Annotated in this window: 11 protein-coding genes; 9 read left to right on the forward strand and 2 right to left on the reverse strand. The window is 43.8% G+C overall.

Going from position 1 to position 14044, the window contains the following annotated elements:
- Positions 1-198 precede the first annotated feature (198 nt).
- From BLR32_RS16360 to ilvB, 5 genes are all read left to right on the forward strand, one after another.
- Positions 199-1560, forward strand: coding sequence for a TolC family protein (locus tag BLR32_RS16360; protein WP_089833622.1), 1362 nt, complete (start codon positions 199-201; stop codon positions 1558-1560).
- Positions 1561-1575: 15 nt separating this feature from the next.
- On the forward strand, positions 1576-2478 hold the full coding sequence (locus tag BLR32_RS16365) for an HlyD family secretion protein (RefSeq protein WP_089833624.1): 903 nt from the start codon (positions 1576-1578) through the stop codon (positions 2476-2478).
- Positions 2475-4067 carry an MFS transporter gene (locus BLR32_RS16370; protein WP_089833626.1) on the forward strand — a complete coding sequence of 531 codons (1593 nt, stop codon included), beginning with the start codon at positions 2475-2477 and terminating at the stop codon, positions 4065-4067. Before BLR32_RS16365 ends, BLR32_RS16370 begins: the two co-directional genes overlap by 4 nt.
- Before the next feature lie 27 nt (positions 4068-4094).
- A complete protein-coding gene (locus BLR32_RS16375) occupies positions 4095-4889 on the forward strand; it encodes a helix-turn-helix transcriptional regulator (protein WP_089833628.1) in 795 nt (264 codons plus the stop codon).
- A 269-nt stretch (positions 4890-5158) separates the two neighbouring features.
- Positions 5159-6898 carry a biosynthetic-type acetolactate synthase large subunit gene (gene ilvB / locus BLR32_RS16380; protein ID WP_089833630.1) on the forward strand — a complete coding sequence of 580 codons (1740 nt, stop codon included), beginning with the start codon at positions 5159-5161 and terminating at the stop codon, positions 6896-6898.
- 129 nt (positions 6899-7027) lie between these two features.
- Here the strand turns inward: ilvB and mug are convergent, their stop codons facing one another.
- Positions 7028-7522, reverse strand: a complete 495-nt coding sequence (gene mug / locus BLR32_RS16385) for a G/U mismatch-specific DNA glycosylase (protein ID WP_089833632.1) — start codon at positions 7520-7522, stop codon at positions 7028-7030.
- Between the two features lie 139 nt (positions 7523-7661).
- Here mug and BLR32_RS16390 point away from each other — a divergent pair, with 139 nt between their 5' ends.
- A complete protein-coding gene (locus tag BLR32_RS16390) occupies positions 7662-8549 on the forward strand; it encodes an alpha/beta fold hydrolase (protein WP_089833633.1) in 888 nt (295 codons plus the stop codon).
- Between the two features lie 3 nt (positions 8550-8552).
- Here BLR32_RS16390 and BLR32_RS16395 read toward each other — a convergent pair whose 3' ends face one another.
- Complete coding sequence (locus BLR32_RS16395; protein ID WP_089833635.1) at positions 8553-9326, reverse strand: NUDIX hydrolase; 774 nt, start codon at positions 9324-9326, stop codon at positions 8553-8555.
- 364 nt (positions 9327-9690) lie between these two features.
- On the opposite strand from BLR32_RS16395, the gene BLR32_RS16400 reads away from it, so the two are divergent.
- From BLR32_RS16400 to BLR32_RS16410, 3 genes are all read left to right on the forward strand, one after another.
- Entirely contained in the window at positions 9691-13122 is a 3432-nt protein-coding gene (locus BLR32_RS16400; protein ID WP_089833637.1) for a ThuA domain-containing protein, read from the forward strand.
- 31 nt (positions 13123-13153) lie between these two features.
- Complete coding sequence (locus BLR32_RS16405; RefSeq protein ID WP_089833639.1) at positions 13154-13540, forward strand: hypothetical protein; 387 nt, start codon at positions 13154-13156, stop codon at positions 13538-13540.
- A 143-nt stretch (positions 13541-13683) separates the two neighbouring features.
- Entirely contained in the window at positions 13684-14037 is a 354-nt protein-coding gene (locus tag BLR32_RS16410) for a DHCW motif cupin fold protein (RefSeq protein ID WP_089833641.1), read from the forward strand.
- Positions 14038-14044: the final 7 nt, after the last annotated feature.

Genomic DNA, 14044 nt, shown 5'->3' on the forward strand with positions numbered 1-14044 from the left:
ATTTCGACGAACATTCAGGTGATTCGGCCCAATTTCTCCCATCGGGCGAAGTGAAATTTGCACTGTTAAACAGACAGTTTTAAAACAACGTAAGGCTACGGCTGCACCGATCCCGGAATAATAGGACGGGTGACGGTGCAGCGGATATATCGAAAGAAAGGTAATGGGAAGAAAGGAAAGAATTTTAATGAATCTTTTATGGACAAATGTTTTTACAGGCGCGGAAAAGTGAGTTTATCAGGAACAATCTTAGCAGTGGGCATTTTTTTGCTGACTGCAGTCAGGGGAATTGGTCAGACCAGCAATAATAGTATTTACCGGCTGACGATAGCCGAGGCAATAGAATTTTCCAAAAGCCAGAATAAATGGGTGCAAACGGCAAATATGGAGGTAAACGCAGTTAATGAGGACAGGAAAGATGTTATCAGGGCAAAGTTGCCAACAGTGAATGTCAACGGATCTTATCAGCGCTTTTCCGGTCTTACACTTTTTACGGATGGGCTCAGCCATGCAACTACCGGAGAGAGAAAGCCAACATCTAATTCCGCTGCTCTGGGTATTGATGCATTATTTAATATCTACGGAGGTGGACGACAACATGCCTCAGAACAAGAGCAGCACCTGCGGGTAAACCTGGCCCGCCTGAATGCACAGGATCAATCAGGGAATATCGCTTTACAAACAGCTACACAATACTTAAACCTGGTAAAGCTGAATGATCTGGAGAAATTCCTGGCAGACCAGCTTAACAGGGCCCAGGTCAGACTAAACAACATCAACGCGCTTTACAGGAATCAGAAAGTTACAAGGAGCGACGTGCTACGTGCAGAGGTTAGCCTTTCTAATGTGGAGCTTTCGTTGGAACAGAATGAAAATGATATCGCAATAGCAAATCAGCACCTTGACGTCCTCCTGAATGTTCCGGATTCTGTCGTGATAATACCCGCTGATTCCGCGGGAATGACAAAACCGGAAGTCAGTTCTTTGCTTCAGCTTGCGCAAAGCGCGGAAGTTTCATCCTATACTGTACAGAAGGCGGCTACAGGTGTTGAGATACAAGCCACAAAGCTCAGGAGTATACGAAGTAGTAACCTGCCCAATGTCAGCTTTTATGCAGCATATGGCCTGAATTACCCCAACTATTTATTCTTTCCGCCGGTTAACCAGGCCTATTCCGTCGGCTTTGTTGGTTTAAAAGCACAGTATAGCATCTCTTCTCTTTATCATAATAAAAGCAAGATGGCTGCTGCCAGGATCCGTGTAAAGGAAGCCGAAATACAACGCGAGGCTTATGCCGATAATGTAAGGCTGGACGTCAGATCACATTATGTAAAGTATGCAGAGGCACTCCGGCGGATTGAGGTGAATGAGCATTCTGTTGAACAGGCAGAGGTAAACTACCGGATTGTAAACAATAAATATTTGAATCAGCTGGCACTATTGACCGACCTGTTAGATGCCGATAACCTCTACCAGGAATCAAGGTTCAATCTGATTAAAGCACAGACCGATGCGCTCAATATCTATTATCATATACGCTATGCAAGTGGAAATCTATAATCTAAATCTGTAAAAATGAAAGGAACCAATTATAAAACACATCCGGGCAATATTGTCATTACAGTGATTGCAGTAATCGTGGCAATCGCAGGTGCATGCTATTTTATTCGTTACTGGCGATATAGCACAAAGTATGAAGAAACAAATGATGCCCAGGTAGAATCTTACATCAATCCGATTTCTGCCCGAGCTGGTGGTTATATTAAACGTGTTTGTTTTGATGAGCATCAGCTGGTGAAACAGGGAGATACCCTGGTGATGCTGGATGACAGGGAGTATCGTGCACAGCTTGATGCTGCCGGGGCAGCTGTAGAGGATGTACACGCACAGTTGACGGTACTTTCAGCCAACATTCATGCGGCGGAAATAAGTACAAGTGTAAACCATGATCAGATCAATGGCGCCAGGGCAAGGTATATTCAACAGGAACAGGATATAAAACGGTACACCAACCTGGTAAAAGAAGAAGCGGTAACAGGGGCCGATCTGGAACTGGCCAGGCTTAACCTTTCTTATACTGTTATCAGGGCTCCTTATTCAGGACGTTTAGGCCGGAAGAACATTCTGGAAGGACAGCAGATACAGCCCGGGCAATCACTGGTAAGCATCATTAATGAACAGGAAAAATGGATTACCGCTAATTACAAAGAAACGCAGGTAGCAGAAATGTATGTGGGACAGCCTGTGGACATACGGGTTGATGCCATAGCTAATAAAGTATTTAAAGGAAAAATAGTTGCCATCGCAGGGTCTACGGGGGCGCGTTTCTCGCTGCTGCCACCGGATAACTCCACTGGTAATTTCGTTAAAATTATACAACGGGTGCCTGTTAAAATAATGTTTGAAAGTAAGGAGAGCGGAGATGTTATCGCCGGTATGAATGTGACTGTTGCAGTTAAAAAAAGGTCGCAGTCATGAAGCCTGTATATTTTAAACCTTGGATAAAGGACTGGGAGTGGGGCGTGCGTATCGCATTATTCCTGATACTACTCTCTTCCCTGATGCAGTTGGGATTATTCGCAATGACCCAGCAGTACATTGTTGCCTATCTGGGTTCACAGCCGGAAGATGTCTGGTTCTGCCTGATGTCTACATACGCAGGTATCATTTCGATTTTGCCGGTGCAATTTCGTTTTCTGCGGTATTTCGAGGTAAGAAGTTATCTGGCATTTAATATCATGCTGGCGATGCTTCTCAATTGTCTATGTCTTTTCTGTCAGGATATTACACTGTTATTTCTCATCAGGTTTCTGCAGGGATTAGTGCTGGGCAGTCTCATTGTATCTGTGCTGATCCTGATTTTTTCAAGAGTGCCGGTTGAACGCGCCCCCCTGATTGGTGCGGCGGTACTATATCCGACGATACTTAGTAATATAGTAGTGGCTGGCCTGTTTGCCGGATTTGTGGTTGAATCAGCTAACTGGGAAGTGATATATTATTACCTGATCGGTATACAACTGTTAATGTTAATCATGACGCTACTGATGCTGAGGCGGCATACGGGGCATAGGCGGTTTCCATTATATCAGATTGATTGGGCAGGTTTTATTTTGCTGGCGTGCAGTGCCCTGTCGCTCGCGTATACATTCATATATGGCTCGAAATTCTACTGGTTTGCAGACCCACGGATACGTGTCAGCGCTACTATAGCTGGTATCAGCATCCCGCTGTTTCTATACAGACAGCATATAGTGAAGCGCAAGTTAATTCATCCGGGAGTTTTTAAGTCTGTCCACTTCGTGACGGCGCTTTGTTTACTGGCTGTTTATTACGGTACTAAAGACAGCATTAACCTGGTCTACAACTATGCGTCTGGTGTACTTAGGTGGAGTCCGTTTCAGGTAGGCTTGCTGGGTGTCTGCAATATTGCAGCAATGGCTTGCCTGACTGTATTTTCAGCGAGGGCTATGATTGCCGGGAAATATCCGGTCCGTTTTTTTCTTGTAACGGGATTTTCATTGCTGGCAATGTTCAATATCTGGATGTGGCTTGTACTAACACCAGATTTGTCATATACAGACCTGCTGCTTCCGGTATTGCTGCAGGGAGCTGCTTCGGGGATTTTATTTGTCCCAATCATGATCTATATATTGAAGGCGGCCCCGGGTTTCAGTGGCACAAGCGGTATAGTATTGGCTGCCTGTACAAGGTTTTTTGTGACATTGAATTCACTGGCCGGTCTTTATAACCTGCAACTTTACTTCAACCAATATTTTAAAGAAGGTTTTCTGGGTTACATGACTATAGAAAACCAGAATGTAACAGGACGGCTGAATGCCTATCGTTCGCTTTATGTTGCAAAAGGATTTTCTGCGGAGCAGGGATCAGGATTGGCGAATGGCGCAATATGGCAAAACCTGCTGCAGCAAAGCCAGTTACTGACCAACCGCGCAGTGTTTATGACTTTTGCAATTATTCTGATGGTTACGATGGTATTATGCCTGGTTGTTCCCGCAGTAAGGGAAACATTACAGCATAGAAGAAAGCGATTGCTTGTAAAACAGTAAACAGCGGTGAGTTTAATAGTAATTAAGATGAGTGTTATAGCATCATTAGGAGAAATAGAACGACATCCTGCATCAATTTTCGTGATACATGAAAGATGCGAAAAGCATATTCCTGCTCACATCCATTCCAAAGGGCAGCTGTCCTATGTCGATGGCGGATTAGCCTATATCCATCTTGCAGACAGGTTGCTTGTCGTACCCTCGCGGCATTATTGCTGGGTGCCGGCGGGCGTCTCACACAGTATGACTATCGGGCAAAACGGAACTCATTTAAGGTCTATTCTGTTTGCGCCCGATGGACGGAATAAACATGAGTTCTTCAACCGGGTAGGAATTTATCCAATCAATGATTTGCTGATTGAAATGATGAGGTTCACTGAGCAATGGCGGGGTCATATCTTACCGGATGATGAGCGTTTTGTTTTTTTGCAATCCATCCGGAATATTCTGCCACAAATAAGTGTTAACTACCTTCCGATTGCACTGCCGTATACAGACAATAAGCGCATGTTGGAAATTATGGTATATATGGAAGGAAACCTGTCAGATAAACACACCCTGGAGGGCATAGGGAGAAAATTCGGTTTGAGTGAAAGAACACTTTCAAGATTTTTCAAGCGTACGTTGAAGATGTCTTTCCTGCAATACCTGAAGTTGTTACGAATGGTGAGAGCCCTCGAACTTATTCAGCAGAAGCAACACACATTAAGTGAGATTGCATATCTGACCGGTTATCAAAGCCTGGCATCCTTTAGCTACACATTTTACCAGATTACCGGGATGCGTCCTTCAGAATTTGCACACTTGAATTACCGCCCCTGATATTTCAGCTGGACGCTATTTTAAAGTATTGCACGTATAGTGAAACGATTAAAAAGAAATTTATGATAGACAATATTCGGATAGATATTAATTCAAAAGGTTTAGTTATGGTAAACAGGATTGTAAGCGAAAGGATGAATAACACTGGCCGGAATGATCGAATCTATGGCGTGTTATCGCGAGAGAAGGCATGCTGTGTGTTTTATTTTTACATGGACATTCAAAATTGAAATACAACATACAGTATACCACGCCAAATGAATTAAAGTATGGAAATTCCAGATACAAAGACAAATGAAAAAGAAGACACCAGGAACGTGAGAAAGATATCCGGTGCACTGGCAGTTATAGAAGCACTTGTTGCCGAAGAAGCAAACGTGATTTTTGGTCTGCCGGGTGGGGCTAATCTGGCCATTTATGATGCATTGTTTGATTACGAACAGCAGCTGAAACATATCCTCGTAAGGCATGAACAGGGAGGGATTCATGCAGCGCAGGGTTATGCCCGGACTTCCGGTAAGGTGGGTGTCGTTTTCGCAACCAGTGGTCCAGGTGCCACGAATCTTTTAACGGGTATCGCCGATGCGATGATAGACAGTACGCCGGTTGTCTGTATCACAGGACAAGTATTTGCGCATTTGTTGGGGTCTGATGCTTTTCAGGAGACGGACATCGTTAATATGTCGATGCCGGTAACAAAGTGGAATTATCAGATCACCAATGCTGAAGAAATCCCTTCGGTGATGGCAAAGGCTTTTTACATAGCACGTAGCGGACGCCCCGGACCCGTGTTGATTGACATCACCAAGAACGCGCAACTGCAGGAGTTTGAATATCGGGGATATGAGAAATGCCATCACATCCGGAGCTACAGGCACAGGCCAATTGTTCGTGAGCAATATATTCAACAGGCTGCCGATTTGATAAATATGGCAGAAAAACCGCTAATCGTTTGGGGACAGGGTGTAATATTAGGAGGCGCGGAGAATGAATTTAAAGCCTTCCTTGAGAAGAGCGGTATCCCCGGGGCATGGACATTGTTGGGCGCCGGAGCTATTTCTTCGGATCATGCGCTGAATGTAGGCATGCTCGGCATGCACGGCAACTATGCACCCAACGTGCTGACGAATGAATGCGATCTGCTCGTCGCCATCGGGATGCGGTTTGATGACCGGGTGACAGGCCGGCTTGACCGGTATGCTAAACAAGCGAAAGTGATTCATCTGGACATCGATCCGGCAGAGATTGATAAGAATGTAAAAGCAACTGTGCCGGTATGGGGCGACTGTAAGGAAACACTACCACTGCTTACAGCTTTAATTGACAGAAGAGAGCATAAAGAGTGGCTACAGAAATTTCATGCGCTTTACAAAGAAGAATTTGAAACAGTCATCTATCCGGAACTTAATCCCGTGTCCGGAGATGTGACGATGGGAGAGGTGATCCGTATACTTAATGAGTGTACAAAAGGAGATGCAGTCATCGTTTCCGATGTAGGGCAAAATCAGATGACGGCAAGCCGTTATGCGAAATTGAATCATAGCCGGAGTGTAGTGACAAGCGGTGGTTTGGGAACGATGGGATTTGCTCTTCCCGCCGCCATAGGTGCAAAATACGGTGCACCTGAGAGAACTGTGGTAGTGATAGCCGGTGATGGCGGATTTCAGATGAATATACAGGAGCTGGGAACTATCATGCAGAATTCCCTGGATGTCAAGATTATTATTTTGAACAACCGTTTCCTGGGAATGGTTCGCCAGTGGCAGGAGCTGTTCAATGACAGGCGCTATTCTTTTTCCGATATGGAGAATCCTGATTTTGTGGCATTAGCCGCCGCTTATGGTATCAAGGGACAATGTGTCTCTGAGCGGAGCGAACTTGCAGCAGCAATGAAGGAAATGTTTGATAACGAGGGACCATATCTGCTGGAAGTAATGGTCGGAAAAGAGAACAATGTATTCCCAATGGTTCCTCAAGGGGCCGGTATCAGTGAAATAAGGCTTAGATAAAGAAATGTTTGTGTGTATGTACCTGTTCCTATGGATTGAATTAACTGCCTCCTCGTAGAGGCAGTTAATTTTTGGGTACAGAAGGCCTGACGTGCTGCCCCGGAAGCGCTGTATATATCGAGGTCGCTCCTATATTTTACTGTACATCTCTCCATAGTGATGTACCAGATCGTTCAAAGAAAACCCGCGGTTTAGTCCGCTCGTATTAGGTAACACCCACGCTTTTGCCCCACAGAAGTCTTCAGACTGAAGCCCCCATGAAATCTGCTTTTTTCCTGTAAACGCTATATAAGCAGGCTTTCCGAGGAATGCGATGTGTTTGGGCCGGAAATGTATCATCTTACTTTTAAAAGCTTCAATAGAATGATGAAACTCCTCATTTGAGAGCTCGTCTGCACGTGCGGTCGCTCTTTCAACAGCTGTTGTCAGACCATAACCGAAATCCAGTATTGTCGCATCGTCTATAGCTTTGATCTCATAAGGAGTAAAGCCCGCCAGGTTTAGCACTTTCCAGAAGCGATTGCTTCGTCCGGAGAAATGATGACCTTCCGCAGCAGATTTCAATCCGGGATTAATGCCGCAGAAAATCACATTCAGGTCCTGGGCAATGAGATCAGTCAGCATTGCTATATGAATTACGTAGGTTTATATTCGAAGGCTGGCATGAAGTTAGTGCATCCTTTTTATAAAATGGATATGGATCCGGCCAAAGTTTAATGATGCTATGTGACCCATTTTCACATAAAGCATAATAAGATATCTTATGAATGCAACACTCAGACAACAGGTAATTCACGAAATTCTGCAGGTTGACGGACTGAATATTTTCTATCGGGAAGCAGGAGACCCTTCCCATCCCGCTATACTGCTGATGCATGGGTTTCCAAGCTCCTCCCACATGTTCAGATATCTGATACCAGCATTAGCAGAGAATAACTATTATGTGATTGCGCCTGATTTTCCCGGATTTGGTTACAGCACTTATCCGGCAGCAGACAGTTTTCAATATTCATTTGACAACTACGGCAGAATTATGTCCGCGTTTGTGGAAAAGAAACAGTTAAAGAAATTTGCGTTGTATTTGCATGACTACGGTTCTACAATAGGAATGCGTGTGGCGCTGATGCATCCGGAAAAAATAACCGCTCTTATTTTCCAGGACGGCAATTCTTACGAAGAGGGGCTGGGGAAGGAGTGGGATACTGCAAAGGAATATTGGGACAATCCCACAAGAGAGAACAGGGAGAAATTACCCGAGTGGCTGAACGCCGAGGGAACGCGTCAGCAATATGTAGCCGGCGTACCGGAAGAGCAGCTCCCCCTTTTCAGTCCTGACACCTGGACCTTAGACTGGGCGTTAATGAATCGCCCAGGTCATATAGAAGCGCAATTTGCCTTGTTCGGGGATTACAAGAACAACAGAGCATACTACCCCAGGTTCCACGCCTTTTTTCGTACTGCCCAGGTGCCAGCCCTGGTGATCTGGGGAAGGTATGATGCTTATTTCAATGTGGCCGAGGCAGAATGTTACAGGAGAGATATACCTGATACCGAAATTCATATTTTAGAAGCGGGACATAAAGCCCTGGAAAGCCACTTTCCGGAGATCAGTACCATCATGCTGGACTTCCTGAAGAGAAAGATAACATGAATACTAAAACGCCAGAAAGATGCCGTCCCTTAATGCTGTATCATATTTCCTCTTATCAAACTTATAAAGGTAAGGTGACCGGTGTGCCCCGATATTCCGTGTTTCATCCAGCTTTTTAACTATCCCGGTCGACATTAATTTTCTTGTGAAGTTGCGGTTATCAAGGGTTTTGCCTAAAATAGTCTCATACAGGCTGTGAATTTCAGGTAGCGTAAACTTTTCAGGCAGGAGTTCGTACCCGATAGGGTAATGATAAATGTGGTGCTGTAATGCTTTTAATGCTTCTTCTATAATTAAAGCATGATCAAACATCATAGGAGGTAACTGGAATACCGGCCACCAATCAATAGCCTCGTCAAAAGGAGCCTTTTGCACAGTTACTAAAGAGAACTCCGTGAGCGTATAAAAAGCGATGGATACACTGTAATCTAAAATCCAGGAGTCAGCGGGCAGTTTCATCTCAATGCTCTCAAAGAATTTTTTTACGATAGCCCTTTCACCTTTGGTTCTTGAAGGATTTCCAAATGACCTGAATTGCTTGAGGAAAAGATTTTTCAATCCCGTTCTCATAGATGCAATATTATCCGCCGCCTCTTCAATAGATTCAGTTTTTCGTACGTATCCACCAGTCACCGTCCATTTTGGAAAAGATCTGGGGCGTTGAAGTAAAACCTTCAATTCTTTATCATGGTAGCCAAAAATAACATTATCGACGGCAACATTCCTGACATAGATTTTGTCATCGAAAAAAGATGCTTCTAATTCCTTTATATCCATATCACCCCCTTGATAGTACAAAAATGATCGTTTATTTTATTCATTTACAGACTATTATATAATAATGGCTGTTCCCAAAGTTACATATTCTGTCATTTTGACGAAATAAATTTTGCTGATTGAGAAACTCGCCTTAGTTTTATTCCGTCATTTACACGTTATGGAGAACGATTGCGTAATAACAGGAATGAGCAGTCGGGCGCCACTATGACAACCTGTCCCGAAATTAACGACTATAACATAGATCTGGTGTTTAACCCTGTTGATGAATAACGGCAACACGAAGCCGATAACTATTTTAATGTTAAACATTGGCGTTAAGGAAGACAGTCATTAACCATTACCCAACATAAACATTGACATCATGGCCCGGAAAAATCTATCGGCTTTTGTGCTGTTATTAGCCACTTTAGCTCTCGGAACAAGTTATACCTATGCCCAATCGCTTCGTGTGCTTGTATTTACCAAAACGGAGGGTTTCAGGCATTCTTCTATAGAAGCTGGTAAAGCGGCTTTTAGAAAAATGTCAGCTGAAAAGAACTTCAGTGTAGATTTCACTGAAGATGCTTCGCTTTTCAAGACTTCTAATTTAAAGCAATATAATGCGGTTATTTTTCTTAACACAACCGGCGATGTGTTAAATGATGCGCAGCAACTGGAGTTTGAAAGATATATAGAAGCTGGCGGCGGCTTTGTTGGCATCCATGCCGCTACAGATTGTGAATACGACTGGCCATGGTATGGACGATTGGCAGGTGCATGGTTCCTGGACCATCCAATGCCTAACAACATTCAGACAGGTACATTTCACGTGGAAGATAAGAATAACTTCGCTATCAAAGGGATGCCCGAGACATTTGAACGCACGGATGAATTTTATAGCTTCAAACAAATAGATCCCGGCATACATGTACTGGTATCGATTGATGAAAAAAGTTATAAAGGCGGCAAGAATGGCGACAATCATCCTATGAGCTGGTATCACGACTTTGACGGCGGCAGGTCATTTTATACCAACATGGGGCATACTGACGAAACGTTTAAGGAACCACTGTTTCTACAACACCTCTGGGCCGGTCTTCAGTATGCCATGAGTGCCACTGCACCTGTTGCATTGGATTATTCAAAGGCAAAACCCGAGGAAAACAGGTTTAGCAAAGTTGTCCTGGCTGAGAAACTGAATGAGCCTATGGAGATTACAGTGCTAAATGACGGACGCATATTGTTCATTGAGCGGCATGGCGCTGTAAAGCTGTACAATCTTAAGACAAAGCAGCTGAAGACCATTGCAACGATTCCGGTAAGTACAAAGTACAAGGACAGAGAAGGCAAGGAATCCGAAGCGGAAGATGGTTTATTGGGATTGAACAAAGACCCTAACTTCGCTTCGAATCATTGGATATATCTGTATTACTCCGACCCGGTTAAATCACAAAACGTTCTCACGAGGTATACATTAAACGGCGACGTACTCGATTTAAAATCTAAAAAGGTATTGCTTGAAGTAGCAACACAACGTGAGCAGTGCTGCCATACAGGTGGTTCAATAAGCTGGGATGGCAAGGGAAACCTGTATCTGTCTACCGGAGATAATACAAGTCCGCGGGCGACTGCCTATGCGCCTATCGATGAACGTGAATTGAGATCTCCCTGGGATGCACAAAAATCTTCTGCCAATACAAATGATTTAAGAGGTAAAATTATTCGTATCAAGCCACAGCCCGATGGCTCTTACACTATACCTGAGGGTAACCTCTTCCCGAAAGGTACGCCTAAAACCCGCCCGGAGATCTATATCATGGGCGACAGAAACCCATTCAGGATAGCTGTAGACAAGAAATCCGGGTATTTATATTGGGGCGAAGTAGGGCCGGATGCTAATGATCCTGATTCTTTGAAAGGCCCGGCAGGGTACGATGAGGTCAACCAGGCAAAAAGAGCGGGCAACTTCGGCTGGCCTTATTTTGTAGGTGATAATATAGCTTACTCCAAAGTAGACTTTGCCACCAATGCAGTTGCGGCAAAATTTGACCCTACAAAACCTGTAAATACATCCCCTAATAATACCGGCTTGAACGAGTTACCCCCGGCACAGAAAGCATTTATATGGTATCCTTATGGCGCCTCAAAGGAATTCCCACAGTTAGGTAGCGGTGGAAGAACGGCGATGGCCGGCCCGGTTTTCTATAGCGAAGACTTTAAAAATGCGCCCCATGCTTTTCCGAAATATTATGACGGAAAGTTACTGATATATGAATGGATGCGGGGATGGATAATGGCGGTAACACTCGACAAGGAAGGTAATTATGTATCTATGGAAAGGGTGATGCCTGGTTATAAGTTCAGCAATCCGATGGATATGGAGTTTGCGGATAACGGCGATCTCTATATGCTTGAATATGGATCCGGCTGGTTCACGGCAAACGATGATGCCAGATTGGTCCGTATTGAATACAACGCCGGTAACAGAAAACCTGTGATCCAGATGTCGACAGATAAAACAGGAGGGGCTATGCCATTGCATATTAAACTTTCCGGAAATGGAACCGCCGATCCGGATGGAGATACATTGAAATATACATGGAAAATAGCTTCCAAAAATGGCTTTGCACAGACAATGACGGGGATAGACGCGGATATTACTTTTTCGAAACCAGGTTTATATAAAGCCAGCCTGACCGTGTCTGATAATAAAGGTGGAATAGCTACCCAATCAATTGAATTAACAGCAGGGAATGAGGCTCCTGATGTCAGGTTTGACATTGGTAGAATAAATAGGAGCTTTTATGTAGCGGGTAAAGCCTACAAATACAAAGTTGATGTAAAGGATAAGGAAGACGGTACCTTATCTGGCGGCAAAATAAAACCAGGGAATGTAATTGTTAGTATGGATTATGTGCTGCCAGATCAGGACAATGCTGTTGTGGAAACAGGACATAATGCACCGGCTGCTTTACCAAATTATGCCAAAGGTTTGAAATTAATAAGCGCCAGCGATTGCAGGTCCTGTCATAGTGATTATAAAAAATCCATAGGCCCGGCTTATTTCGCTGTTTCTAAAAAATACCAGAACAACAATAGTACAATTGAAAAGCTGGTAAAGAAGACTATCTCTGGAGGAAAGGGTGTCTGGGGTGATGTACCAATGCCGGCACATCCACAGTTAGCTGCAGATGATGCTGCCGAAATGATTAAATACATCCTGAGTTTATCAACCCCGAAACCTGCGCTTAAGTCATTGGCGGCGGAAGGAACTTACACCGCAAAATTACCCGCAGGCGATAAAGGTAATGGTGTTTTCGTCTTTAATGCGAGGTATACTGACAGGGGTAATAATGGTTTACCAGGCATTACATCAATAGATGCCATCACTTTGCGTAATCCAAATATTAATCCTACTAAATATGACATAGTAAAGGATGCTACCAAGATGAGCTATGGCGGTAACAGCTTTATCATCCCAACGCAGGCAGGGAGTTATATAGGGTTGAAACATATTGACCTGACAGGCATTGCAGGTATTGAATTTATTGCAATGGCGCCTAAAGCACAGTTAAATGCTGCAGGAGGTATTATTGAACTGCACATTGATGATCCGAATGGTAAATTGCTGGGTCAGACACCTTTTATCGGCGACGTGCAGGGTGGTTCCATATTTGCCGGTAAGCCTGCACAATTACCTGTGACGCCGACAGAAGGTTATCATGATATATACTTTGTATTCAAAAATAAAGATGCAGCGCCTGGATCTTCTCTCATGGTAGTACTGAATACAACATTCAAAATGGCGGATTAAACATAGTTATCAAACCCAAATTTCCAAAGTTATGAAAACTCTAAAGTCAATTATTATTGCATGCTCACTGGCGATTGCATTCTCTTCCTGTGCCCAGGGACAATCAAAAAGTGGCGCCGACTATTTTAGTGGTAAATGGAACGTGCTGGTCAAAGGAACACCTCAGGGCGACTCCAAAATGCTGATGCAACTGGAAAGTAAAGAAGGAAAACTGGTGGGGAATATGCAGGACACTACTGGTAAAGAAATAGCAAAAATAGATTCTACTTTGCTGGCGGGAGAGGAGGTGACTGTTTATTTTAGTGCAAGCGGTTATGATGTTTTTATGAAATTGAAAAAGAAAGATGAGGATCACGCTGAAGGAGGCCTGCTGGATATGTTTGAGGCATTGGCTGATAGGGTGAAGGCAGATAAGTAATTGGCATTGATAAACTGAAAAATGCCCAATGAGGGTTTACAAATGGAGATGCTTTGAGTTCCATTTGTAAGCCTCATTGGGCAATTCACATTCATATTGTCTGGGGAACGCAAAATGCGCTACCTTTAAATAAACTTACAGCAATGCATTCAGGAAACATCCCGTTCCACCTGACAAACTGGGAGGATATACCAACAGTAGAGCATAGTGGAGAAACAGGAGTGGCCTATTGGAAAACCCTCCAATACGGTGATCTGCGTATAAGAATCGTAGAGTATTCAAAAAACTATAAAGCAGATCATTGGTGCTCCAAAGGCCACATCATATACTGTATCGATGGTGAAATGACAACAGAACTGTCGGACGGTAGCAAACATACATTGACGAAAGGTATGTCATATCAGGTGTCTGACGAACTCAGCTCTCATCGTACTTCATCTGAAGAAGGTGTAAAATTGTTTATCGTTGATGGTTCATTTCTGGGATCAGAAAAGTAGAAATCCT

Source organism: Chitinophaga filiformis (assembly GCF_900102545.1).
Taxonomy (GTDB): Bacteria; Bacteroidota; Bacteroidia; order Chitinophagales; family Chitinophagaceae; genus Chitinophaga; species Chitinophaga filiformis.

Excerpts from the sequence above, each read along its gene's own strand:
- BLR32_RS16400 (WP_089833637.1), top strand. The coding sequence starts at position 9,691 with ATGGCCCGGAAAAATCTATCGGCTTTTGTGCTGTTATTAGCCACTTTA.
- BLR32_RS16395 (WP_089833635.1), bottom strand. The coding sequence starts at position 9,326 with ATGGATATAAAGGAATTAGAAGCATCTTTTTTCGATGACAAAATCTAT.
- BLR32_RS16370 (WP_089833626.1), top strand. The coding sequence starts at position 2,475 with ATGAAGCCTGTATATTTTAAACCTTGGATAAAGGACTGGGAGTGGGGC.
- BLR32_RS16360 (WP_089833622.1), top strand. The coding sequence starts at position 199 with ATGGACAAATGTTTTTACAGGCGCGGAAAAGTGAGTTTATCAGGAACA.
- BLR32_RS16390 (WP_089833633.1), top strand. The coding sequence starts at position 7,662 with ATGAATGCAACACTCAGACAACAGGTAATTCACGAAATTCTGCAGGTT.
- BLR32_RS16375 (WP_089833628.1), top strand. The coding sequence starts at position 4,095 with ATGAGTGTTATAGCATCATTAGGAGAAATAGAACGACATCCTGCATCA.
- BLR32_RS16365 (WP_089833624.1), top strand. The coding sequence starts at position 1,576 with ATGAAAGGAACCAATTATAAAACACATCCGGGCAATATTGTCATTACA.
- BLR32_RS16405 (WP_089833639.1), top strand. The coding sequence starts at position 13,154 with ATGAAAACTCTAAAGTCAATTATTATTGCATGCTCACTGGCGATTGCA.
- mug (WP_089833632.1), bottom strand. The coding sequence starts at position 7,522 with ATGCTGACTGATCTCATTGCCCAGGACCTGAATGTGATTTTCTGCGGC.
- ilvB (WP_089833630.1), top strand. The coding sequence starts at position 5,159 with ATGGAAATTCCAGATACAAAGACAAATGAAAAAGAAGACACCAGGAAC.
- BLR32_RS16410 (WP_089833641.1), top strand. The coding sequence starts at position 13,684 with ATGCATTCAGGAAACATCCCGTTCCACCTGACAAACTGGGAGGATATA.